The 24010-nt window shown below is 30.0% G+C and carries 20 protein-coding genes and 1 riboswitch; of the genes, 17 read left to right on the top strand and 3 right to left on the bottom strand.

From position 1 onward, the window contains the following. Nucleotides 1–4 precede the first annotated feature (4 nt). Genes ACUV9F_RS04085 through ACUV9F_RS04065 form a run of 5 tightly spaced genes read left to right on the top strand, consistent with a single transcriptional unit; the run spans nt 5 to nt 6877 of the window. On the top strand, nt 5–1504 hold the full coding sequence (locus ACUV9F_RS04085; RefSeq protein WP_446183093.1) for a PTS fructose transporter subunit IIC: 1500 nt from the start codon (nt 5–7) through the stop codon (nt 1502–1504). A 14-nt stretch (nt 1505–1518) separates the two neighbouring features. Then, a complete protein-coding gene (locus ACUV9F_RS04080) occupies nt 1519–1965 on the top strand; it encodes a PTS sugar transporter subunit IIA (protein WP_446183092.1) in 447 nt (148 codons plus the stop codon). A gap of 55 nt (nt 1966–2020) precedes the next feature. Continuing rightward, nucleotides 2021–4648, top strand: coding sequence for a glycoside hydrolase family 38 N-terminal domain-containing protein (locus ACUV9F_RS04075; protein ID WP_446183091.1), 2628 nt, complete (start codon nt 2021–2023; stop codon nt 4646–4648). 4 nt (nt 4649–4652) lie between these two features. Continuing rightward, nucleotides 4653–6038: a glycoside hydrolase family 1 protein gene (locus ACUV9F_RS04070; protein ID WP_446183090.1), complete on the top strand. Its 1386-nt coding sequence runs from the start codon at nt 4653–4655 to the stop codon at nt 6036–6038. 14 nt (nt 6039–6052) lie between these two features. Next, on the top strand, nt 6053–6877 hold the full coding sequence (locus tag ACUV9F_RS04065; protein WP_446183089.1) for an ROK family protein: 825 nt from the start codon (nt 6053–6055) through the stop codon (nt 6875–6877). Here ACUV9F_RS04065 and ACUV9F_RS04060 read toward each other — a convergent pair. Further along, nucleotides 6874–7677, bottom strand: a complete 804-nt coding sequence (locus ACUV9F_RS04060; protein WP_446183088.1) for a MurR/RpiR family transcriptional regulator — start codon at nt 7675–7677, stop codon at nt 6874–6876. The genes ACUV9F_RS04065 and ACUV9F_RS04060 overlap by 4 nt on opposite strands. Before the next feature lie 145 nt (nt 7678–7822). Here ACUV9F_RS04060 and ACUV9F_RS04055 point away from each other — a divergent pair, with 145 nt between their 5' ends. From ACUV9F_RS04055 to ACUV9F_RS04005, 11 genes are all read left to right on the top strand, one after another. After that, complete coding sequence (locus ACUV9F_RS04055) at nt 7823–9325, top strand: YfcC family protein (RefSeq protein ID WP_446183087.1); 1503 nt, start codon at nt 7823–7825, stop codon at nt 9323–9325. Nucleotides 9326–9338: 13 nt separating this feature from the next. Then, nucleotides 9339–10673, top strand: coding sequence for a M20 family metallopeptidase (locus ACUV9F_RS04050; RefSeq protein WP_446183086.1), 1335 nt, complete (start codon nt 9339–9341; stop codon nt 10671–10673). 146 nt (nt 10674–10819) lie between these two features. Further along, nucleotides 10820–12250 carry a PTS transporter subunit EIIC gene (locus ACUV9F_RS04045; protein WP_446183085.1) on the top strand — a complete coding sequence of 477 codons (1431 nt, stop codon included), beginning with the start codon at nt 10820–10822 and terminating at the stop codon, nt 12248–12250. A gap of 18 nt (nt 12251–12268) precedes the next feature. Further along, entirely contained in the window at nt 12269–13324 is a 1056-nt protein-coding gene (locus ACUV9F_RS04040) for a DUF871 domain-containing protein (protein WP_446183084.1), read from the top strand. A 3-nt stretch (nt 13325–13327) separates the two neighbouring features. Then, on the top strand, nt 13328–14215 hold the full coding sequence (gene murQ / locus ACUV9F_RS04035) for an N-acetylmuramic acid 6-phosphate etherase (protein WP_446183083.1): 888 nt from the start codon (nt 13328–13330) through the stop codon (nt 14213–14215). Nucleotides 14216–14230: 15 nt separating this feature from the next. Further along, nucleotides 14231–15085: a MurR/RpiR family transcriptional regulator gene (locus ACUV9F_RS04030; RefSeq protein WP_446183082.1), complete on the top strand. Its 855-nt coding sequence runs from the start codon at nt 14231–14233 to the stop codon at nt 15083–15085. A 2-nt stretch (nt 15086–15087) separates the two neighbouring features. Then, entirely contained in the window at nt 15088–15555 is a 468-nt protein-coding gene (locus tag ACUV9F_RS04025; protein ID WP_446183081.1) for a PTS sugar transporter subunit IIA, read from the top strand. A 282-nt stretch (nt 15556–15837) separates the two neighbouring features. Then, nucleotides 15838–18075, top strand: a complete 2238-nt coding sequence (locus ACUV9F_RS04020) for a sigma factor-like helix-turn-helix DNA-binding protein (RefSeq protein WP_446183080.1) — start codon at nt 15838–15840, stop codon at nt 18073–18075. A 31-nt stretch (nt 18076–18106) separates the two neighbouring features. Next, complete coding sequence (locus ACUV9F_RS04015; RefSeq protein WP_446183079.1) at nt 18107–18499, top strand: arsenate reductase/protein-tyrosine-phosphatase family protein; 393 nt, start codon at nt 18107–18109, stop codon at nt 18497–18499. 185 nt (nt 18500–18684) lie between these two features. Next, entirely contained in the window at nt 18685–20253 is a 1569-nt protein-coding gene (locus tag ACUV9F_RS04010) for an Nramp family divalent metal transporter (RefSeq protein WP_446183078.1), read from the top strand. 7 nt (nt 20254–20260) lie between these two features. Beyond that, nucleotides 20261–20692: a universal stress protein gene (locus ACUV9F_RS04005; protein ID WP_446183077.1), complete on the top strand. Its 432-nt coding sequence runs from the start codon at nt 20261–20263 to the stop codon at nt 20690–20692. Nucleotides 20693–21117: 425 nt separating this feature from the next. Here ACUV9F_RS04005 and tenA read toward each other — a convergent pair whose 3' ends face one another. Both tenA and ACUV9F_RS03995 read right to left on the bottom strand, forming a co-directional pair. Further along, the gene (gene tenA, locus ACUV9F_RS04000) at nt 21118–21780 is read right to left on the bottom strand and encodes a thiaminase II (RefSeq protein ID WP_446183076.1); all 663 of its coding nucleotides are present in this window, start codon (nt 21778–21780) and stop codon (nt 21118–21120) included. 39 nt (nt 21781–21819) lie between these two features. Further along, nucleotides 21820–21908: riboswitch (TPP riboswitch) on the bottom strand. 6 nt (nt 21909–21914) lie between these two features. Next, nucleotides 21915–22082, bottom strand: a complete 168-nt coding sequence (locus tag ACUV9F_RS03995; protein WP_446183075.1) for an SPJ_0845 family protein — start codon at nt 22080–22082, stop codon at nt 21915–21917. A 122-nt stretch (nt 22083–22204) separates the two neighbouring features. On the opposite strand from ACUV9F_RS03995, the gene uvrC reads away from it, so the two are divergent. Next, entirely contained in the window at nt 22205–24010 is a 1806-nt protein-coding gene (uvrC, locus tag ACUV9F_RS03990) for an excinuclease ABC subunit UvrC (protein ID WP_446183074.1), read from the top strand.

The raw sequence follows: 24010 nt of genomic DNA, 5'->3' as shown, positions 1-24010 counted from the left end.
TAATATGGCAAAAAAATTAGTTGCTGTTACTGCCTGTGCTGCCGGCATAGCTCATACATATATGGCAGCAGAGGCGATTGAAAAAGCTGCAAAAAAAGAAGGATGGGATGTTAAGGTAGAAACTAATGGTGCAATTGGTGTTGAAAATAAAATAACATCGCAAGAGATTGATGATGCAGACTTAGTATTAATTGCATCAGATATAAAAATAGATCCCATGAGATTTACAGGGAAAAAAATGTTTGTAACCGATTCAAACGCTGCCATTGATGATGCGGAAGGACTAATTAAAAAGGCAAACATAGAAGGGACGGTTTTTGGGAAGAAAGGTTCTAAAGTAGGAAAAGTTCAAATTGGTAATGATTCTGAAAAAACGACTTTTTTTACACATATAATGAGCGGTATATCTTATATGGTGCCTATGGTAATTGCTGCAGGACTAATTTTAGCAATTGCTAATGTATATGCTTTTCAAAAAGATGATTTAGGACGAATTGTTAAATGGGGATTTGATACTAAAACTCCTGTAGGTTTATTTATGTCGAATATGTTTCAAGTTGGACAAGCTGGGTTTAAGTTGATGATTCCATTATTTGCTGGGTTTGTTGCAAATTCAATAGCAGACAAACCAGCAATTGCACCAGCAATGATTGGAGCATATATTGTGAATGATCCTGATTTATTGCATACAAAATCTGGAGGTGGATTTATAGGTGCTTTAATTGTGGCGTTTCTTGTAGGGTATTTTGTAAAATATTTTAAAAAAGTTAAGTGGCCTAAAATTATACAACCTATTGTTCCAATTATGATAATCCCAGTTGTTACAACATTTTTTATTTCAATTATTGTATTTTATGTTATAGGACAGCCACTTGGTAGTGGAATGAATTCTATGTATAACTGGCTTTCTTGGTTAACAAAAACTTATACCAGTGCGCCATTTATTATTGGAGCAATTATTGGAGCAATGATGGGATTTGATTTAGGAGGCCCTGTAAATAAAACGGCATTAATTTTTGGAACTGCTGTATTCACAGATACAATGACAAAATTTGGCGTTCAAGGAGCTAATTTTGTACCTCAAACCGCTTCTCAAGCTGCTATATCAGTAGCGCCTCTTGGAGTATGGGTTGCTACGATAATGTTTAAAAGAAAGTTTAGTAAGGATGAGAAAGTTGCTGCCAGTGCAACTCTTGGAATGGGGTTAGTTGGAGTTACTGAGGGAGCAATTCCGTTTGTGGCTGCGGATCCGGTTAGAATGATAATTGCTAATGTTATAGGTTCAGCCTTAGCTGGTGGGCTGGCTGCTGGATTCGGATGTAAGTTTTATGGTGGAATTGGGTCCCCATTAGGAACTTTCATAGGATATATTGATCAGCCTGTTCCCTTCGTAACTTGGATATTTAGTGTAAGTATGGGAATCTTGACTACTGCTTTAATAATCGGTTTTACTAGATCTCCAAAAGTTACTGAAGCGGCTAAAGAAGTAGAAATAGAATTGTAAATTGGAGAGATTAAATGGAAGAAAGTATTTTTAATAAGAATAATATATTGATTGACTCAACTAGTAAAACTCAAGATGAGGCGTTTAGAAATATAGCTAAGTTAGTTAAAAAAAATGGATATACTTTATCAGATGAAAAATTCTATTTGGGTTTAAAAACTCGTGAAGGTGAAACTACTACTGGTTTTAAAAATGGCATAGCAATTCCTCACAGTAATGATAGTAGTGTTATTAAGACCGGATTATTCTACATTAAGTTTACCAATTCAATTGAATGGAATGCACTTGATAAAAAGCCGGTGAATATGGCTATAGCACTATCTATACCTAAAAATGGTGGTAAAGAACATTTGAGAATCTTGAGTACTGTTGCTAGAAAATTAATGAATGAAGAATTTATACAAAGACTTAAAAATGAAAATAATTTAGATAAAATAGTTCAATTAATTAATGAGATATAGTGTAAATTGGAGAGAATTTAGAAATTCTCTCCAATTTACATAAGGGAGTAAGTATATGAGTGAAAAAATAAAAGTAAACGTTATTCCACATACACATTGGGATTTTGAATGGTATTTCACTAGACAAGATGCAATGATCCAATTTATTCATAACATGGATGAAGTTTTTCTAGCACTGGAAAATAATAAATTGGAATATTATTTAATTGACGGTCAAATGTCGATTATTGATGACTATTTGCAAGTATGCCCTGAAAAAAAAGAGTTATTTAAAAAATATATTAAGTCGGGGAAATTATTTGTTGGGCCTTGGTATACTCAAACAGATGAACTTATTATTTCGGGAGAATCTATTATTAGAAATTTACAATTGGGAATGTCGTTAGCCAAGAAATTAGGTGGTTATATGTCTATAGGGTACTTACCAGATTCTTTTGGACAAGGACAAGATATGCCTAAAATTTATAACGGATTTAATATAAGAAGAGCTGTATTTTGGAGAGGATTACCAGTAGACCTTACAAAGAATAGATTTTTTAATTGGAAATCTAGTGATGGATCTAATGTTAATGTGTTAAACATTAATGGTGGGTATTATGCAGGTGTTCCACTGATAGAGGAGCAAGAAAAATTACCTGAAATACTTGATACTTTAAAAAGTGAGAATATTAATGATATTGTTCTTCCTTTGGGAGGAGATCAAAGGTATATTGATTTCAATTTAAAAGAAAAAATTAGTCAAGCAAATAAAGAATATTCTAATTATAATTTTGTTGAAAGTAATTATCCTAAAGCTTTTTCTGACTTTGAAAATAAAATATCTAAATTAGACGTATTAAGTGGGGAATTTATAGACCCATCAGTATCAAAAATTCATAGGTCTATTTATTCATCTAGATACGATCTAAAATATTATAATGATAAGTTAGAGAGATTGGTTACTGAAACCTTAGAACCTCTGATGGTAATCGCTGATAAGAATAATATTCCATACAAGAAAGGCTTATTGGATAAAATATGGAAAATTCTTGTAAGAAATCAAGCACATGATTCTGCTGGCGGTTGTAATAGTGATGTAACTAATGAAGATATAAACAAAAGGTTTAAAGAGGCGGAAAGATTAGTAACTTCAGAAATAGATTACCTAACAAGAAAAATGTCTATTTCAATGAAGGATAATGCTGAAAATGACTTTTTAATTTATAACGTACAATCTAAACAAATCCAAAAAATAATTAAAGTAGAAGTCTCAACTAAATTTAAAAATTTTAAAATAACTAATTTACAAAATAGTGAAATTGATTATCAAATTTTATCTCAAGAAAAAATATACTCAGGTCAAATTAAGCGTGACAATACTTCTTATGAAGAAAATAAATTTTATTATTTAACCAAAATTCTTATTAAAACTAAAATTGATGCTTTTGGATATGAAAAATATAGAATAGTGAAAAGTAATAGTAGGCAAAAAGCAAGTAATATTAGAGCTTCCAAAATTGAGAATGAATTAATTAAATTAGAATTATCAGAACAAGGATTAATAACTATAACGGATAAAAAAAATAAGCGAGTAATTAACGATGCCGTACAGTTCGAAGACAGTGGCGATGAAGGAGATACGTATGATTTTTCTCCTGCATATAAAAATGAAGTATACAAATTGAATTTTAGAGATTCTAAAGTAGAAATTATTAAGGGTGTACTTCAAGATGAAATGATCGTTTCTGGAGTTTGGAAATTACCTAAAAATCTAAAATCAAGGGCTAACAACAAAAAGGATGGCCAATTGGTATATGAGGTTAGAATTGGTTTAAAGAAAGATTCTAAACTTATTGAGTTTGCTGTTAAAATAAATAATAAAATAAGTGATCATAGATTAAGAGTACTTTTAAATTCAAATATTAAAAATGATTTTTCTTATGCTGATACACCTTTTGGTTTTATTAACAGGAAAGTAATAGATAATAATTTAAATAAATGGAGAGAATTAGATTATAAAGAGGAACCTTCTGCCATATACCCAATGATTCATTTTGTTAACGTACATAATTCAAAAAGATCTTATTCAGTTTTAAGTAAAGGGATAAAAGAATATGAACTTGTTGGTGATAAGTTTAGTAACATTGCTTTAACAATGTTTAGATCTGTAGGATTTTTAGGAAGGCCTGACTTATTAAGAAGACCCGGTGTTGCATCAGGTAATCAATTTAGATATATTCCTACACCCGAAAGCCAGTTACTAAAAAATATGGAATTTAATTTTGCTATTAATATTATTGATGATAAATTTAATGCAAATGAGATAATTAATGATTTTCATAATTATTCAGTTTATTTACCACATTATCAGATTCAAAATTTAAATAAATTTGTTAATACATTAGAATATTTTGTTATGAATAAGCTTCCTCAAAACGTTGAAAAATTTGGATATTTTAATACAGATAATATTAATGTAAATATAAGTGCTATTTATAAAGGCTTCAAAAATAATATAATAGTCAGACTTATAAATTATGATGATAATGAAATTAAGGGGGGAGAGATAAGGTCTAACAAAAAAATTAATACTAAGTTTGTTGATTTGGAAGAAAAAGCTCAAAGTGTAGAAATTACTGGCGAAAAAATAGATTTAGGAATATTTAAACCTGGACAAATAAAAACATTATCAATTGAGGTATGAAAAAATGAAATACCAGTTTCCAAATGATTTTATGTGGGGATCAGCTACATCTGCTCCACAAACAGAAGGCCATTCTTTAGAAAATGGAAAAAGTTATTCAACATGGGATAAATGGTTTGAACTTAATCCCGAAAAGTTTAATGACAATCAAGGGCCAAAAAATACTTCAATGATGTATGAATATTATTCTGAAGATATTGAGCATATGAAAAAACTAGGCCTGAATTCTTTTCGGACTTCAATCGCATGGACAAGACTTTTACCTGATGGAAAAACAATTAATCAAGAAGCCGTAAGATTTTATCGTGATTATTTTACTAAAATGATAAAGAATAATATCAGACCTATTATTAATTTATTTCATTTTGATATGCCTTGGTGGTTAATGGAAAAGGGTGGATGGGAAAACCCTAAGTCTTCTGATTGGTTTGAATTTTATGCCAAAACTTGTTTTGAACAATTTGGAGATATAATTCATGATTGGATTACATTTAATGAACCACTAGTACATGTTGAGTGTAGTTATTTAAATGGTTTTCATTATCCGGCAATTCATGATTTTAAAAAAGCAATAGCAGCTGGATATAATACATTACTTGCACATGCCAAGGCAGTTAGAACGTTTAAAAAAAATCATTATGAAAAAGATTCAAGAATTGGCATCATTTTGAACTTAACACCTGCATATCCTAAAAGTGATGATAAAAAAGATAAGTTAGCATCTCGAAGAGCAGATTTATTAAACATTTATAGTTTTTTAACTCCCGCTTTAAAAGGTGAAGTTAATATAGAATTAATAAATTTATTGAAAAAATACAATTTAATAGATGATCAAAATATAATATATCAACCGGAGATAATTAAGTTTTCTGAGGTAGATTTTTTGGGAATTAACTACTATCAGCCATTACGTGTACAGGCTCCTTTAACTGAAAAAAAAGTAATAAAGGATCCTACTGATCTCTATGAAAATTATATATGGGAAGATCGTCGTGTGAATCCCTATAGAGGTTGGGAGATATATCCAAATGCAATTTATGATATTGCAAAAACAATTGATAAACTAACAGATAAGCCGTGGTTTATTTCAGAAAATGGAATGGGAGTAGCAAATGAAGAACGTTTTATTGATAATTCCGGTATAATTAAGGATGATTATCGAATTAACTTTATGAAAGAGCATTTAGTTCAATTGCACAAAGCTATTGATGAAGGTGTTAATTGTATTGGTTATCATACTTGGACATTTATAGATTGTTGGTCTTGGTTAAATGGATATAAAAATAGATATGGATTTTATTACTTAGACTTAAATAATTATTCACGAACAATGAAAAAAAGCGGTTCATGGTTTAGTTATTTAATAAAAAATAATGGATTTAATGAATAATAGTAGGTGAAATTATGTTAGCTTGTTTTGATATCGGTGGAACTACAGTGAAATGTGGTTTTTGGGATGGGAAAAAAATAATTAATCATCAGAAATTTGATACGCCACATAGTTTGGAACAATTAATAAGTTCTATGAAAAATGTTATTGATGATAAGAAGATTGATGGCATTGCACTAAGTTGTCCAGGAATTGTCCATAAAAAATTGGGAATAATTACTGGTTTGAGTGCTGTTCCTTATATACATGAAATAAAGTTAGTTGAAATATTAGAAAATGAGTTTAGAAAAAAAGTTTCAATAGAAAATGATGCAAACTGTGCTGCACTATGTGAGTCAAAGTATGGTGTAGCCAAGAATTTTGATACAAGTGCTTTTATAGTTATTGGAACGGGTATTGGTGGGGCATTTGTAATAGATAATCATATTCTTAGAGGGAATAATTTATTAGCTGGTGAATATGGACTAATTGAGTCAGGTAATAAGCCAATAGGGAATTATACTTTGGTTCATCAAGCAAGAAAATATAATAGAATTAACCATACAAATATATCAGGAAAAGAATTAGCAAGAAGTTCAGATCCTGAAGCACAGGAACTTATAAATGAGTTCATTAAAAAAATGGGATTATTAATTTTTAATATCCAAGTAACCATTGATCCTGAAGTTAATGTTATTGGTGGTGGAGTGTCACAAAATATCGAATTAATTGATAAAATAAAAATACATGCAAATAGTTTATTGCATGCAAGAGGATATGAAGATGTTGAAATTGAAGTAAACCCAAGTAAATATCAAAATGATGCTAATTTAATAGGGGCTGCCATATCTTTTAATTAATTTAGAAAATGTTCTGATTCTCCCCATTTTTTTCCAATAATTATCTCATTATCTGCATAGTATTGTGAATAAATCATATCAAGCTGAATTAGGATAGGTATCTGAGGAGATATCTGTCCTAATTTTTGATTTGGTTCCAGTTGAGCACAGTAAATAGTTTCAGTTGCATAGTCAATTAAGGGAGAATCCTCGTTGCCGGTAATTACCAATATAGTTGCCCCTTTTTTATAAGCTGTTTTTGCGCCTTTGATTAGATATTCATCATTCCCACTCATAGTACTAATTATTATTAAATCGTCTTTTTTAGATTGGTGAGAGGCAGTGAATATAGTATGATGATCTTTTAAAACGGTAATTGTTTTTCCAAATCTAAAAAATTTAAAATAAAAGTCTTCACCTGCGAATGAATTGAAGCCTAATCCCCAAAACCATATAAATCTATTATTAAATATTAAGTCGGAAAAAATTTTTATTGCATTTGATCTAAAGTTTTTTTCGGATTCTACAATTAAGTTAGAATAGTTTTGAGAAATATCAGATTTAATAGTGGAAAACAAGTTTTGATTTTTTAAGCTTGCATTATATAAGTATATAAATTCTTTATAGTTATCTAGGCCAATTTTTTTAACAAACCTCGTTATAGAAGAGGTCGATGTGTGGATTTTTTTTGACAAAAAATTAATATTAAAATTATCCAAACTATTTTTATTTAAGAAGTAGTCAGCTATTGTCATTTCAGAAGGTGTAAGTGAAGAGTACTGTGCTTGTATCAAATTAAATATATTAATAGTATTTGTCATTTTTCTCTCCATATCAGAATATAACTAAAATAAATTTTAGCATATAATAATATCTTTTTTATTAAAAAAAATCTAATCTTTCCTTTTAAATCCCCTAACTATCAAGTATCCTTATATATAATAAATATATAAAAGGAGTGAAAAGATGGAAAAAAAGAAAAAGAAGCTTAACATGCCGTCTTCATTTACTATTTTATTTTTCTTAATTATTATTGTTGCCATTTTAACATGGATTATTCCTGCTGGAGAATATGCAACAACTAAAAGTGGAGAAATAATAGCTAATACTTATCACAGTAAGGCAGCAAATCCCCAAGGTATATGGGATGTTTTTATGGCTCCAATTAAAGGGATGGTTGGAACCAAAGACAGCGATGGTACGGTAGCTATTTCTTTATTTATTTTAGTAATTGGTGGTTTTTTAGGTGTTGTAAATAAGACGCGTGCTTTAGACGATGGAATTTCAGCAACCTTAAAAAAATATGCTGGAAAAGAAAAAATATTAATACCAATTCTAATGACATTATTTGCTATTGGTGGTACTACCTTTGGTATGGGAGAAGAAACAATCGCTTTTTATCCAATTTTGATTGCTGTTATGATTAGTGTTGGATTTGATTCTTTAGTTGCAATATCCGTTGCTTTAATTGGCTCTCAAGTTGGGGTTCTAGCTTCAACTCTAAATCCTTTTGCAACAGGTGTAGCTTCTCAGAGTCTTAATATTTCTCCTGGAGATGGATTGATTCAGCGCCTTATCTTATTTGTAATAACTGTGGCTATTAGTATTGTTTATGTTATGAGATATGCAAGTAAAGTTAAAAAAGACCCTAAGAACTCTTATGTTTTTAATCGCAGAGAAGAAGATTTAAAAGAATTCTCTGTTTCAGATGCTGATGATGGTTCTGATATGTCTAAAAGACAAAAAGCGGTACTTTGGTTATTTGGATTGACTTTTATTATTATGATTGTTGGTCTTGTTCCATGGACAAGTATTAATTCAAGCTGGAGTATTTTTGATGATTTTACTAAATGGATTACTAATGTTCCATTTTTAGGTACTTTATTAGGAAAAGATATGGCACCTTTTGGTACATGGTATTTTGGTGAAATGACAATGCTTTTCTTATTCATGTCGGTGATTGTTATGTTTGTTTATCACATGAAAGAAAGCGACTTTATTGATGCATTCTTAGGAGGTATGAATGAATTCTTAAGTGTTGCTATAGTTATTGCCGTTGCTCGTGGTATTCAAATTGTTATGAATGATGGAAATATAACAGCAACTGTTTTACACGCTGGTGAAAAAGGACTGCAAAGTCTTCCATCAGGAATATTTATTGTTTTGACGTTCATTTTTTATATTCCAATGTCATTTTTGATTCCTTCGACATCAGGCCTTGCGGCTGCGACAATGGGAATTATGGGTCCTCTTGGTAAGTTTTCCGGTGTTAGTCCTGAATTAATCATTACTGCATATCAAAGTGCTATTGGTTGGGTCAATATCATTACACCAACTTCAGGAATAGTTATGGGAGCTTTAGCAATAGGACATGTAGATATTGTTACATGGCTTAAATTTACCGCAAAATTAATGGCTATATTATTTGTTGTAACAATTGCTTATTTAGTAATTTGCACTCTAATTTAAGGAGAATAATACTATGACTTATATTTCAGATGATATTCAAAAAAAAGCAATCGGCGCTTTAAGTAGGTTGGTTTCTAAACCTTCATTTTTAAGCGAATCAGAGCCAAATGCTCCATTTGGAAAAGGTGTGAGACTTGCTTTAGATGAAATTATCAATATAGCAAATGAGTTAGGATTTAAAACATATGAAGATCCAAAAGGATACTATGGATATGCTGAGGTCGGAGAAGGAAAAGAGATTTTTGGATTGATTTGTCATGTTGATGTAGTTCCTGCTGGAGATACGTCAGCTTGGAATACAGATCCATTTGAATTAGTTCAAAAAGATGGAGCTGTGTTTGGACGTGGTACACAAGATGATAAGGGACCAACAATTGCTGCAATGTATACTGTTAAAGCTTTACTAGATAAGGGCTTGACATTTAATAAAAGAATTCGTTTTATTTTTGGAACCGATGAAGAAAATCTGTGGCGCGGAATGGTGGAATATACGAAGAATGAAGAAGAAATTAGCATGGGAATTGCGCCAGATGCAGAGTTTCCTCTTGTGTACGCCGAAAAAGGATTACAACAATCATATTTGATTGGACCTGGAAGTGAAGAGTTGAATATAGACTTAATTAATGCATTTAATGCAGTTCCTGGATCGGCAGTTTATAATGGGGAAAAGCAAGGTGAAGTAGAAGAAGCACTAAGAAAACATAATTTTAAATATAAGAAAACTGATGATGGGCTTATTATTCAAGGTAAGTCGGTTCATTCAATGAATGCAACAGAAGGAATAAATGCTGTTTTGAGGCTAGGAATAGCTCTTGCAGATGTATTTAAAAATATTGAAATACTTAAATTCATTAAAAAATTTGGTGAAGATGCTAATGGTTCTAATATTCTCGGGGATATAAAAGATGATGTATCAGGTAAATTAACACTTAATATATCAAGCCTACAAATTAATAAAAGAGAATCTCGTGTACAAATTGATATGAGAATTCCAGTGAAAATTGAGCATGATACATTAATTAGTGATATTGAAGAAAAAATTAAGCCATTTAATTTGAGATATGAAAATTTTGATTATTTAAAACCACTATATGTACCTAAAGAAAGTAATTTGGTCAAAAAGCTTATGGGTGCTTATAGCAAAGTTACAGGCGATGAAACTTCACAACCAGGAATTTCTGGAGGAGCAACATTCGCGCGTACCATGAAAAATAGTGTTGCATTTGGGGCAATGTTACCAACAACACCAGATTATATGCATCAAGCAAATGAAAATTGGTCAATAAAAGATATGAGAACAGCAATGGAAATATATGCTGAAGCGTTGGTTCAATTAGTAACTGAATAAAAAAAGTTCGTAGAAATTTTCTACGAACTTTTTTTATATTTCCCTGAAATTATTTTTCATATTTTTTAGTTTTTTAAAAAATACTTGAAATAAAATTTTATGATGATATTATAGAAATGAAAACGTTAACAAAAAAGGAGAAAATTATGAAATCAGATCAAGTTGCTGAAGAGATTTTAAATTCAGTAGGTGGGAAAAATAATATTGAAGCTAATGTTGCGTGCATGACTAGACTAAGATTACAAGTAAAAGATAAAAATAAAGTAAATATTGAAAATTTAAAAAAGGTTGAAGGGGTGTTGGCGGTTGTTGACGCTGATACTTTGCAAGTAGTTCTCGGTCCTGGGAAAGTCAACAAAGTTGCAGAGCCATTTTCTAAACTTTCTGAAGTTGCACTTGGTTATGAGGATGATGATAATTCAGAAGTTGATTCAGTAGATGAGATTGCTAAGAATAATAAAAAACAGAATAAAGAAAAACATGATAAGCCGTTGCAAAGGGGATTACAGCACATCGCCAATGTATTTATTCCACTTTTACCTGGAATTATCGCAGCCGGATTAATTAATGGATTAACAAATGTTATTGACTTTCAAACACATGGTTCTTTAATGAATCAATGGTGGTATATGACCATTAAATCAATCGGCTGGGGATTATTTACATTTTTACCAATTTTTGTAGGTATGAATGCGGCTCGTGAATTTAAAGGTACAGCTATACTGGGTGGTATTGGTGGTACAATTTGTCTATCCATAGCGGTACCTGGTTTTCCATTATTAACAAAGGGAGTTATTATGCCCTTAACCAATAAACCCTTTACTGTAGGTGTTGGAGGATTGATTACTGCTTTATTTATGGGGATATTTTTTGCTTATTTGGAGAAAAATATTAGAAAAGTAATGCCTGATCTATTGGATACTTTTTTCACACCTTTATTAACAGTGCTTATTGGAGCTTTATTAGCAGTTGTTGTTTTACAACCTGCTGGATCATGGCTAACTAATGGGATATATATTGTAATGGACTTTATTTATTCTAAATTAGGTATTTTGGGAGGATTTTTACTTTCTGCTTCATTTTTACCCCTTGTTTCAGTTGGATTACATCAGGCTTTAACTCCAATTCACGTATTATTGAATGATCCTAACGGCCCAACAAAAGGAATAAATTACTTATTGCCAATACTTATGACGGCGGGGGGTGGTCAAGTTGGAGCTGCTCTTGCACTATTCTTCAAAACAAAAAATAAAAAATTAAAAAAACTTGCAATGAATTCAATTCCTGTCGCCTTTTTAGGAGTTGGAGAACCCTTAATGTATGCCATAACATTACCACTAGGTAGATCTTTTATAACTGCATGTATCGGTTCAGGACTAGGAGGAATTGTAGCATCATTATTCCATTTAGGTGCAGTTTCACAAGGTGTTTCAGGATTATTTGGACTATTGATTATGCAACCAGGTCAGCAAATTCAGTTTTTAATCGCAATGATTTTAGCATACATTGGTGGATTCTTGTGTACTTGGTTCTTTGGGGTTGATGAAGAAAGAATTAATGAAGTATTTGGTAAATAATAGAAATAGGTAAAAGTTATGATAGGTTTTTCAGTTTATTTAAATAAAGAAATTGATAATGAAATTAAAGAGTACCTTAAATTAATGAAACTTAACGGATTTTCAGGTGTGTTTACTTCACTTCATATTCCAGAAGAAGATTCGAAATCGTATCGGAATAAAATTATTGAATTAGCGAAATTCTGTAGGTATCTCAATTTGCAATTAACTATCGATGTAGATGAAAATTCATTAAATTTAATTGGATATTCCTTTAATAATGTTGAACAGTTAGCTGAACTTGGTGTAACAGCCTTAAGAATAGATTATGGGTTAACTAATGAACAGATAGCAAAATTGAGTTATAAAATAAAAATTGCATTAAATGCAAGTACAATACTAAAAAAAGATATTGAAGAATTAAAACAGTTCAATGCCAGATTTGATTCACTACAGGCGTGGCATAATTATTATCCAAGGCCAGAAACAGGATTAGACTTTAATTGGTACAAACAAAAGAACATTTTTTTAAAGAAATCTGGATTTAAAACTATGGGGTTTGTTCCTGGTGATAAAAATTTAAGAGGGCCTTTGAATCTTGGCTTGCCAACTGTTGAAAAACACAGAAATCTCAATCCATTATTTTCATCAATCGAGTTAATAGATAGTGGAAATACTGATTTAGTATATATTGGAGATCCAAGGATCAGTGATAAATTAATGAATCAGTTTAGACAATATTTTTCTGAAGATATACTTGAATTATCTGTAAATAGTAGTATTGAATTTCCTGATTTTATGAAAAACATTGTTCATTCTAGAAAAGATTTATCTCGTGATGTAATTAGGATTGAAGAAGGCAGAATCATGATAAATAAAAAAATATATCCAATGAATATTGTTAAAAGAAATAAAGGAACCATAACACTAGATAATTTAAAATATGGAAGATATATGGGCGAATTACAAATAGTAAAAAATGATTTACCAAAAGATGAAAGAGTAAATACTATTGGCAGAGTGAATGCTAGTGATATAGATTTATTAGATATTATTAAGCCATATCAAAAAATTGTATTTAAAATAGGTGATTAAAGAATGAATTTAGGCAAATTAACAACAGAAAATAGAAATAGTGAAACAACTAATTTAGATTTAATGAATGAAAAAGAAATAGTAACAGTAATGAATAAGGAGGATAAGAAAGTAGCAATTGCTATTGAAAATGAGTTATATGATATTGCAAGAGCAGTTAAAGTAGCCAAAGAATCATTACAAAATGGTGGTAGGTTAATCTATATGGGAGCTGGTACTAGTGGAAGACTTGGCGTTCTTGATGCAGCTGAATGTGTTCCAACTTTTGGAACTAGTCCAGATCTTGTTTTGGGTTTAATAGCAGGCGGGGCTAAGGCCATGACAGTCGCTGTTGAAGGTGCTGAGGATTCAAAAGAATTGGGTGCGAATGATTTAAAAAAAATAAATTTAAATGGAAAAGATACTGTTGTAGGAATTGCTGCGAGTGGAAGAACACCTTATGTTATTGGTGGATTGGAATATGCAAGTTTGGTTAAGGCAAAAACTTTATCTATATCTTGTAATAAGAATTCAGAAATAAGTAAATTAGCTCAAGTTGCAATTGAAGTTGATGTTGGTCCAGAAGTATTAACGGGTTCGACGCGCCTGAAGGCAGGGACTGCACAAAAAATGGTGTTAAACATGATTTCAACTGGTTCTATGGTTATGAATGGGAAAGCATATGAAAACTTAATGGTAGATGTATTAACAACTAATGAGAAACTAGAAGAAAGAGCCATTAGGATGATTATGACCGCGACTGATACTGATCAAAAAAATGCAACAAAAAAATTTAAAGAAGCAGATAAAAATGTTAAAGTGGCTATATTAATGATTTTGACAAATAAAACTAAAAATGAAGCTATAAGCTCTCTTAAAAAAAGTAATGGAAGAATCAGAGAATCTTTGTAAAAAAAGGATTTATAAATGGAAAATGTGCTATTAACCATAAAACAAAAATTAACAACATTATCAGAAGCTGAACAAAAAGTTGGGAATTATGTAATAAAACATTCTTCTGATATTTTAAAGATGAAGGCTAATGAATTGGCAAAACGTACAGGAGTAAGTCCAGCTACAATTGTTAGGTTTTCAAAATCAATAACGGGATCAGGGTTTCCAGAACTTAAAATATTGATATCATCAAGTTTAAATATTAAAAATGATATTATTAATGAGATTAATCCTGAAGACACTGTCAACGAACTAAAAGAAAAAATGGGTGCAAGAGTGACTCATACAATTCAACAAACCAATAAAAAAGTCAGTAATAAAAATATAACAAAAGCGTCAAAACTTATTTTTAACTACAATACGGTAGTTGCTTATGGTATAAGTGCATCAGGATTAGTAGCTCAAGATTTTACGCAAAAATTTTTAAGAATAGGTAAAAATGTATCTACAAGTTACGATACTCATGTGTTGTCCACTATTATGTCGTCAAATATAAATGATGTAATTTTAGTATTATTTTCAAATTCCGGTGAAACATTAGAGTGTAAAAATCTACTTAACTTTGCTAATAAAAAAGGTATTAAGAGTATTGTTATATCTCACTCACCACAAAGTTATATGGCAAAAAATTGTACTATATTTTTAGAACATGATGTTGGACAAGAAAAAGAGACAATGAGAACTGCTGCTACCACGTCATTACTTGCACAACTGTATATTACTGATTTAATTTATTATGACTATTTTAGATATAGCTACGATGATAATATAAAAAAAATAAAAGACTCATCACAAGCAATAAGAAATTATTTTGAAGGGAATAAATAAGTATGTTTAAATTTTTAAAAAAAGATGTGAATAATAATTTTTATTCACCAGTAGATGGAAAATTAATAAATATAAAAGATGTGAATGATCCTGTATTTAATACAAAAGCAATGGGAGAAGGGTTTGGCATTGTTCCGGATTCAGATGATATCTATAGCCCTGTATCGGGAGAAGTAACAATGATTGCAAAAAAAAGTAAACATGCAATTGGAATTAAAATGGAGAATGGTAATGAGATACTTGTACATATGGGGATAGATACAGTTAAATTGAATGGAAAACCGTTTGAGCTATTTGTAGATGTCGGTAACAAAGTTAAATATGGAGAAAAAATTGCATATATTAATAGAAATCAAGTAAATAATAATAATCTTGAAGATACTATAGTTGTGGTTATAACGGAAAATAAAAATAATTTAATTTTTGATACTATCGAAAGAAAAGTGTCAAAAGGAGACAGAATAGAATAAAAAAAGTTCGTAGAAATTTTCTACGAACTTTTTTATTAGGGAAAATATGTAATATCAATTCTTAGTGTTTAAGGGGGGAACACCGAGTGATTTACAATAAATATTGAGGAAAAAGGGGGACCTCAAATATTTATAAGCTAATTATAAACATTAGCGTAAAATAATGCAAGCGATTTACAATATAAAAAAATTGGTTTACTATATGTAAAGTGGTTGACAAATACAAAAAATGTTATACTTATTAAATATAAAAGCGATTGCATGAAATTTGGGGTATATGTTATGAGTTTGTTTATAGATGAAAGAACTATTTCAGAATTATTTCCTGATCGAAAAAATCAGTTGATTAGGGATATATTCAATAGTCAAAATATATATAAAGTAAAAGACATTACTAACGACTCAATTAGTAAAGTTATTAATGCGCGCGGTTTTGGGGATAAAAAAAGAAATGAGTTTTTACAAGAAATTAATCAATTAAAAACTAGTGCAAATATTTCGATAATATTTCCTGAAATTATATCTACGAATGAAATTATTAAAGATGCATTTTTAAATATTCCTGTGTCAAATTCTGGAATTTCAGCAATTAATGGTTTAATTTTTGAGCGTGTCAATGATGTAATAAAAAAATCGGGTTATAAGTTGACAACGACAAGACGACATAAGTTAGTAGATGAGTTTATTGATGAAGTTCATGACTTTTTAAGTTCTGATTTGAATAAAATTGAAATTACTCCTTTTTCGTTGTATAGGGCAATGGAAGCCATACAAGTTCCATACACAAGGTTTTTTTTACAAAATTATGAATTAAAATTTAAGAAATTAAGTGACATAATAAAAAAACATAAATCCAAATTAGATAAGTATCAATTGTCAATTGTCAGTCAACTTATCTATAGAACAAGACTATTAAATGAAACTAATATTGATAAGACTATTTTTAAAGATGTATCAAATCAGGATAAAAATTATAGCCACAGTATGAATATTTTGGAAGCAAGAGTACAAAATAAAGAAACACTTCAAGAAATTGGTGATAGACTCGGGGTGACTCGCGAAAGAGTTAGACAAATAGAAAAGAAAATAAGAGATAGGTTTGTAATTAGTGCTAAAGAAAATCTTTTTTTTGAAGCAATAGATTTAACATATTTTGATATAAAGATAAATACAATTTTGGTTAGTCATTTAAGTGAGTCTACACAAAAAATTCTTGATTATACACAAGATAATAATCGATATAATTCTCAGATAGGATTGTATGGAAACTTAAAAAACTTTGATTTGGATAGGCTTATTGATAAATTACTTCAATATATTGATCAAAATTTTGGGAACAAATTAAGTGAAGTATTAATAAAAATGAATTCATTTTTTGAAGAGATGGATATTAATCTATCAAATGAGGATCTAGTCGAAGTGTTTAATAAGATAGTAAAAATAACAAACAAGATAATTATAAATAATGATAATATCTACAGTAAGTTAACCAAAAAACAATTGGTATTAGTTGCTTTAGAAAAATACTTACAAAATAACGACTACTTTGAGCTAAGTCTTAAAAATTTAGATCAATTAAATAAAATAACACAACAATTATATGCAAGTGATATCTATGAAGTTTCTGAAGATAATTATCGTGCTTTGGAGTCTACATTACTTAGAATAACTGATGATAAAATTTTAATTAGAATTGGTCGTAGAAAATATAAAATTTATAATGAAGAAAATTATTCAGATGATTTTTTAAATGATGTAAAACTATTTCTTATTGAAAGATTAAACGTAGTCCCTGAAGTGTCATATAAAGTAATTTCTCAAAAATATTCAAAAGAACTTAAAGAACAAAGTATAACTGAATTTGAAATATACTATGCTTTAAAAAATAAGTTCAGTGAAATATTTGATTTTGGTAGATATAATACAATGTCTATAAGAAAAAAAAATAGTCAGAAGAAAAGCACTGAACAAGTATTACTAGATGTTTTGAATGATAATAATGGACAGCTAACAATGACCGATACTCAAGAAAAATTGGGTTGGGATGAATATACTATACGTCAAGCAGCTGCAAATAGTTACGAGATGTATATATCGGATTCAGTTATTAAAGCAATTACAAAAAAGGATACACTTAAAGTTACTAATACATGCAAAGAAATTGTAAAAAAGAATTCTGATATTATTATTGTCGCTGATGAAGTAAAAAAATATCATATTAAAAATAAAATTTTGTTAAGTAACTATATTCAAAAAAATAGTAGTTATACAGGAAATAATTTGATTCTAATAAAAAGTAGACAGGAAAATGTTAGTCCCCTTTATTTAATATTAGTAGCTATTAATGATAAATTTAAGGGTAGCTCATTTACTAAAGATGAATTAATGAATTATCTATATTACATTGGATATAAGGCAGTATCCGCTGCTTTTAACTTTGAAAAATTGCTACACGCTGAAGATATTATAGAAATTAAGGAGAATTTATATGAAGTCAATACTCTTCGTTTGTCTAGGTAATATATGCCGCTCACCTATGGCAGAAATGATAATGAGTGATCTTGTAAAAAAAAATAATTTAAATGTAAATGTTGAATCAAGAGCAACATCGACATATGAAATAGGCAATAATCCTCACAAAGGTGCAATAGCTAAATTAAAAGAAAAAAGCATTCCACTAATAAATCACAAGGCTAAACAAATAACTGACAGTGATTTTATAAAATTTGATTACATTGTTGGTATGGATAATTCTAATGTTAACAATTTAAAGAGTATGTCACCAAATAAAGAAGCACAGAATAAAATTTATATGGCAACATCAGTTCTAGAGAATCCATATGAAATTCAAGATCCTTGGTATGATGAAAATTTCGAGAGAACTTATCGACAATTAAGTGAAGTTCTTCCGTTATGGATAGAAAAAATAAAATCTGATGAATAATCATCAGATTTTTTGTTTGCAAACTAACGTAATTTAAAAAAATTAGGGTAGCCTAAAAATCCTCGCGATAACCGTTTTTAGGGACCTTTTTCTTGATTTTATAAGTTAGGCTTACTTAAAAAAAAGTTGTCAAAACTCTTTTTGTCCTTTTACAATATCTAATGGATATATGAAAGGAGAGTTATATGAGTGAAACAAAAGAAGTAGTTCATAAGCATAAATTAATTGAATATGCTAATGGACCATCACTTGAAGAGATTAATGGAACTGTGAAGGTTCCAAAGGGAAAAGGATTCTGGAAAACTTTATTTGCTTATTCAGGACCTGGTGCCTTAGTTGCAGTTGGATATATGGATCCCGGTAATTGGTCGACTTCAATTACTGGAGGACAAAATTTTCAGTACCTATTAATGTCTGTAATTCTTATGTCAAGCTTAATTGCGATGCTTTTACAATACATGGCGGCTAAGCTTGGCATTGTGAGTCAAATGGATTTAGCACAAGCAATTAGGGCTAGAACAAGTAAGTCTTTAGGAATTGTTTTATGGATTTTAACTGAGTTAGCAATTATGGCTACTGATATAGCTGAGGTAATAGGTGCGGCTATTGCATTATACTTATTATTTAATATTCCACTTCTTATTGCAGTGCTGATAACTGTATTAGATGTATTATTATTGCTATTATTAACTAAAGTAGGATTTAGAAAAATTGAAGCAATTGTTGTTGCTTTAATTATTGTAATTTTATTAGTGTTTGTGTATCAAGTTGCATTATCTAATCCTGATTGGTCAGGAGTAATAAAGGGATTAGTACCAAATGCTCAAACATTTGCAGCTACTCCACACATCGGAGGGCAGACACCACTTACTGGTGCATTAGGAATTATCGGTGCAACAGTTATGCCACATAATCTTTATTTACATTCAGCAATTTCTCAAACAAGAGAAATAGATCACGAAGATGAAGAATCAGTTGCACAAACTGTTAGATTCTCTGCTTGGGATTCAAATATTCAACTAACAGCTGCATTTTTTGTAAATGCTTTGTTACTGATTATGGGAGTTGCAGTGTTTAAAAATGGAGCAGTAAAAGATCCATCATTCTTTGGCTTGTATCATGCATTATCTGATACATCTACATTGAGTAATGAAGTATTAGCTAGTGTTGCTAGGTCAGGAGTTTTATCTGCATTGTTTGCAGTAGCACTTTTGGCTTCAGGACAAAATTCAACCATTACTGGTACATTGACTGGTCAAGTTATTATGGAAGGTTTTGTTCATATGAAAATGCCATTGTGGGCTCGTCGATTGATTACAAGATTGATATCCGTTATTCCTGTCGTTATTTGTGTAATGATGACCAGTGGAAAAAGTGCAATAGAAGAACATAGCGCATTGAATGATTTAATGAATAATTCTCAAGTTTTCTTAGCTTTTGCATTACCTTTTTCTATGCTGCCATTGTTAATGATGACAGATAGTAAGGTCGAGATGGGAGAGCGTTTCAAGAATTCTACTTGGATTAAAATACTGGGCTGGATATCGGTTATTGGATTAACATATTTGAATATGATTGGTTTACCAGGTCAAATTGAAGGATTTTATGGTGATAATGCAACACAATCTCAAATAATGACTGCAGATGTAATTGCGTATACCTTGATTGTTGCAGTGTTGGCATTATTGATTTGGACAATTATTGAATTGTACAAAGGAAATAAACGATATCAAGAGAAAATGAATATAAAATAGTGGAGGTATGGTTATGGAGATTAAAAAAATATTAGTTGGTGTTGATGATTCCTCAGATGCGCTATTAGCCTTTGACCACGCTATAAAAGAAGCTAAAGAACATAATGCAGAATTAATAATCGCATCAGTGTTAGAAAATGGAGAAATGAATATTTATCAAGTTATGGATGTTGATTACATCCATGGTGAAAGAAAAGAATTAGAAAAACATATGGAAGAATATGTCAAAAAAGCTAAAAATGCTGGCGTAAAAGACGTAAGAACAGTCATAGGAGAAGGCCAAGCTGGAGAAGTAATTGTTAAAGAAATAATACCTAAGGTACAACCTGACGTTTTAATAGTCGGTTCTTTAGCTAAAAAAGGTATAAATAAATATTTTGGTAGTCAAGCAGCATATATGGCAAAATATTCACCAATATCAGTGATGGTAATTAGATAAAAAGTATACTTTAATATTTAAAGAAAATGTCATTATAAATCCCCGTAAATCAGCGTTTAAAATTAGAGTAAAGTTAATTTGCTAATGTGTAAAAAAGGTGTTAAATTAACCATGGAAAGAGAAATAGTATCCAATCTAATACAAACAGGAGGGTGACATTATGATGTTACTTTTAGGCGCTAGCTTGTTAGTTTTGGTTGAGTATATGGTATATATTAGAAATATTAACAAGTTAAACTTTAAATTTTAATAAACGAACTGTGGCAGAAATCGTTTAGCAATTAAGCATTAAGGAAGAATAGCCTGTAATCACGAATATATGATTACAGGCTATTTTTTTAGCAAAATTTTCTGGTTTATGGAACGTGTTGAATTGAAACATCCTTACTAATTGTAGTATTTAATATTTATTTCACATTTCTTTTTTACCATTTTTCTTTTGTGTATGACATTTCCCAAAACCTATATTCCATTTGAGAACTAATAACAAAAGCATTAATCATTTTTTCTTGATCTTTAACGGAAACAGATTCATATAATCTATCTAATAAGTTGCGTTGTTTAATTATATTTTCCTTTACCTCTTTTGTTGAATAGCTGTCAATCCAGCTTTGATATATTGGAACTGGTGACATCTTGTCAGACAAGTATTCACCTATTTCTTGATATAACCATTCACAAGGTAGCATACTTGCTGATGCAATGATTGCATTACCTGTGTAAAGCTGTCTATACATGTGAGATACATAATTATAGGCAGTAGGAGTAATAGGTGTATTTTTTATTTCTTCAGAAGTAATGTTTAGCTCTTTGAAAAAAGTATTTCTTATTGCTAGTTCACCTGCACCAAGGTCTAAAGAATTCGCAATTAAGGAGTCCTTTAATTCTTTATTATCAGTTGATTGAGCTATTAGTTCATAAAGCTTATTAAAATGTTCTAAATAATAACGATCTTGTAATAAGTAGTATTTAAATATATCCATATTCAAACGTCCACTTTGTAATTCAGTGATAAATGGATGCGTAAAACTATTATGCCATGGCTCAAAAGACTTGTTATAAGCAATTTCGGTAAAATTTTTAGTCATAAAAATACCCCTTTGTCTAAAAAATCGCAAAAGGGTAGCAATAGTCAATAAACATTTTCCTTCGCCAGTTCTAACTGGAATCAGGTTCGATGGGTATAATCTCAGCCTAAGCACCCCAAATGCGATGAATTTAATTATTTTTCTTCTTTTTTGTTATCTTTAACTTTCTTTTCAGTTTCTTTTACTTTGTCCATGTTTTTTTTAACATCATCTGGTAATGAAGCAAACTTATCAAACATTTCCCCAAAGTTATTTTCTTGTTTAACTGTTAGTCCCATATTATCATCCTCTCTTTTCTTCATAATAATACTAAATTATTTTTTAAATCGCAATTCTTGAAACTATTGTAAAATAGTCTAGAATGGTTAAAGCAAATAAATGAATCTCATTTATAAAAAGAGATATTACATTTAGGAGAAATAATTTGGCAAGTGAACATTTAGAACGTAAGTTAGCATTATTACCAGATAGACCTGGATGCTACTTAATGAAGGATATTAATTCAAAAATAATATATGTTGGAAAAGCTAAAAATTTAAAAAACAGAGTTCGTTCATACTTTAAAAGTGCTCATGAAGGTAAAACAGCACGTTTGGTATCTGAAATAGTTGATTTTGAAACTATCATAACATCAACAGATAAAGAAGCATTCTTATTAGAAATTACGCTAATTCAAAAACATCAACCATACTTCAATATTAAACTAAAAAAAGGAACAGGTTATCCTTATATAAAAATTACAAAAGAACGTAATCCAACAATGATGATAACTGGTCAAGTAAAAAAAGATGGTGCTTATTATTTTGGACCTTATCCTAATGTATATGCAGCTGAAGAAACGTTGCATTTTCTTCAAAAAGTATATCCATTAAGAAGATGTCAGGGATTTATGAATAGGCCATGTCTTTATTATCATTTAGGACAATGTCTAGGTGCATGTTTTAAAGAAGTTCCTGTTGAGGTATATGATAAACAAATTGAAAAAATTGTAAGCTTTTTAAATGGAAATGTTTCATCAGTAAAAAAAGAATTAAATCAACAAATGCAAGAAGCTTCAGATAATTTGCAATTCGAAAGAGCTGCTGAAATAAGGGATCAAATTCACTATATTGAAGCTACAGTTGAAAAACAAAAGATCATTTCAAATGATAATACACCAAGAGATATTTTTAATTTTTATGTAGATAAAGGCTGGATTTCAATTCAAGTATTCTTTATTAGACAAGCTAAATTAATGAAGCGTGAAAAAAGAGTATTTCCATGTATTAATACTCCGGAAGAAGAATTACAGACTTTTATACTTCAGTTTTATAATAGAAAAAATAATATTTTGCCTAAAGAAATCCTAATACCCAAAGATATTGATTCTTCGGTAATGGAAGATATTTTACAGGTACCTTTTAGAACACCACAAAGAGGGCAAAAAAGAGATTTGTTAAACATGGCTTATGAAAATTCTAAACTAGTATTAGAAGAAAAGTTTCGACTAATGGAACTTGATAATCGTAAGACATTTGGAGCACAAGAAGAAATATTTAAATCATTGAACCTTCCATATGGACATATTATTGAGGCTTTTGACCATTCCCATATTCAAGGAACTAGTCCCGTTTCAGCAATGGTCGTATTCAAGGATGGACATCCCTACAAAACCGAGTATCGTAAATATAAAATAAAAGGCGAAGTAGAACATCAAAAAGGATCTGACGAAGCTGCAAATACTCGTGAAGTTATATATAGAAGATATTCAAGACTGATAAAAGAAGAAAAACCACTGCCTGATTTAATACTTATGGATGGTGGAATTATTGAATTACGTGCGGCAATGGACGTTTTAGAAAATGAATTAGGAATAAAAATTCCTGTAGCAGGCATGGTAAAAAATAATAAACATAATACCTCTCATTTAATAACTGGAGAAGACGGTATAGAAGTGGATCTCGATGTAAAAAGCCAAGGTTTTTATCTACTTCAAAGAATTCAAGATGAAGTGCATAGGTTTGCGATAACGTTTCATCGACAAACAAGGAGTAAAAACGCACTTTCATCACAACTTGAAAGTATTAAGGGTGTAGGACCAAAAACTAGAACAAAATTACTGAAAAAATTTGGTTCGGTTAAAAAAATAAAAGAAACTCCGCTTAATGATCTAATGGATTTAGGAATATCAAAATCTGTAGCACAAACAATTAAACTATCACTTTCGATAACGCCAAAGAAAAGGAAATAA

Source organism: Daquilactobacillus linshuiensis (genome assembly GCF_052828685.1).
This window is presented reverse-complemented; position numbering and strand designations above follow the sequence as displayed.